Origin of the sequence: Vibrio sp. 10N.286.48.C11, from assembly GCF_041469805.1 — a bacterium.
In the GTDB taxonomy this organism is placed as follows: domain Bacteria; phylum Pseudomonadota; class Gammaproteobacteria; order Enterobacterales; family Vibrionaceae; genus Vibrio; species Vibrio crassostreae_C.
Genome location: NZ_JBFRLK010000095.1, coordinates 1,685 through 3,168, shown reverse-complemented (window position 1 = coordinate 3,168; position 1,484 = coordinate 1,685). Strand labels below are relative to the sequence as shown.

At 47.8% G+C, this 1,484-nt stretch carries 1 protein-coding gene; it reads right to left on the bottom strand.

The genetic code is table 11. The annotated features are described in order from the left end of the window. Positions 1-1,484, bottom strand: a 1,484-nt coding sequence (locus tag AB4209_RS20215; protein WP_372057104.1) for a VCBS domain-containing protein, incomplete at both ends; no start/stop codon positions are given.

Genomic DNA, 1,484 nt, shown 5'->3' with positions numbered 1-1,484 from the left:
GCATCAATAGTCAGGTCACCGTTGGTACCGGAAATGGAATCGGGTGTGAAGGTATTATCAGGATTATCAACATCGGTACTGGTTAACGTGCCTGATGTCGTTACCGCTTTATCAGTCTCATCCACACTGACTGTTGCGGTACTGACTGTCGCTGCATCGTTAGTGCCGTTAATCGTCACTTTGATGGTTGACGGTGTGCCATCAACCGACGATACCGTAAAGGTCTCTTCGATCTTGTCGCCGACATTCAATTGATTAAACGCGCTGTTAGCGGTGAATACCCAGTGACCATTGGCATCAATGTTGAGGTCGCCATTTGTGCCTGCAATGGAGTCTGGAGTGAACGCATTATCCGGATTATCGACATCGGTGCTGGTTAATGTTCCTGATGTCGTTACCGCTTTATCAGTCTCATCCACACTGACTGTTGCGGTACTGACTGTCGCTGCATCGTTAGTGCCGTTAATCGTCACTTTGATGGTTGACGGTGTTCCATCAACAGACGACACCGTGAAGGTTTCTTCTACTTTATCGCCGACGTTTAACTGATTAAACGCGCTGCTCGCGGTGAACACCCAATGACCATTAGCATCGATAGTCAGGTCACCGTTGGTACCTGAAATAGAATCCGGTGTGAATGCATTATCTGGATTATCCACGTCAGTACTGGTCAACGTTCCTGATGTCGTTACCGCTTTATCAGTCTCATCCACACTGACTGTTGCGGTACTGACTGTCGCTGCATCGTTAGTGCCATTAATCGTCACCTTGATGGTCGACGGTGTGCCATCAATAGACGAGACAGTGAAAGTCTCTTCGACTTTATCGCCGACGTTCAATTGATTAAACGCGCTGTTAGCGGTGAAGATCCAATGACCATTGGCATCAATAGTCAAGTCGCCATTTGTGCCTGCAATGGAATCTGGCGTAAACGTATTATCTGTATTATCCACGTCAGTACTGGTTAGCGTGCCTGATGTGGTTACCGCTTTATCAGTCTCATCCACACTGACTGTTGCGGTACTGACTGTCGCTGCATCGTTAGTGCCGTTAATCGTGACCTTGATCGTCGAAGGGGTGCCATCGATGGACGACACCGTGAAGGTCTCTTCGACCTTATCGCCGACATTCAATTGGTTAAACGCGCTGTTGGCGGTGAATGTCCAATGCCCATTAGCATCAATAGTCAGGTCACCGTTAGCTCCAGTAATCGAATCAGGTGTGAAAGTGTTATCTGGATTATCTACGTCGGTACTGATTAGTGTGCCTGAGGTGGTTACCGCTTTGTCAGTTTCATCGATAGCAACGGTTGCACTGCTGACAGTAGCGGCGTCGTTAGTGCCGTTAATCGTGACTTTAATGGTCGAAGGTGTGCCATCAACGGAAGTGACAGTGAAGGTTTCTTCTACTTTATCGCCGACGTTTAATTGATTAAATGCGCTGTTGGCGGTGAATGTCCAATGGCCATTGGCATCAATAGTCAG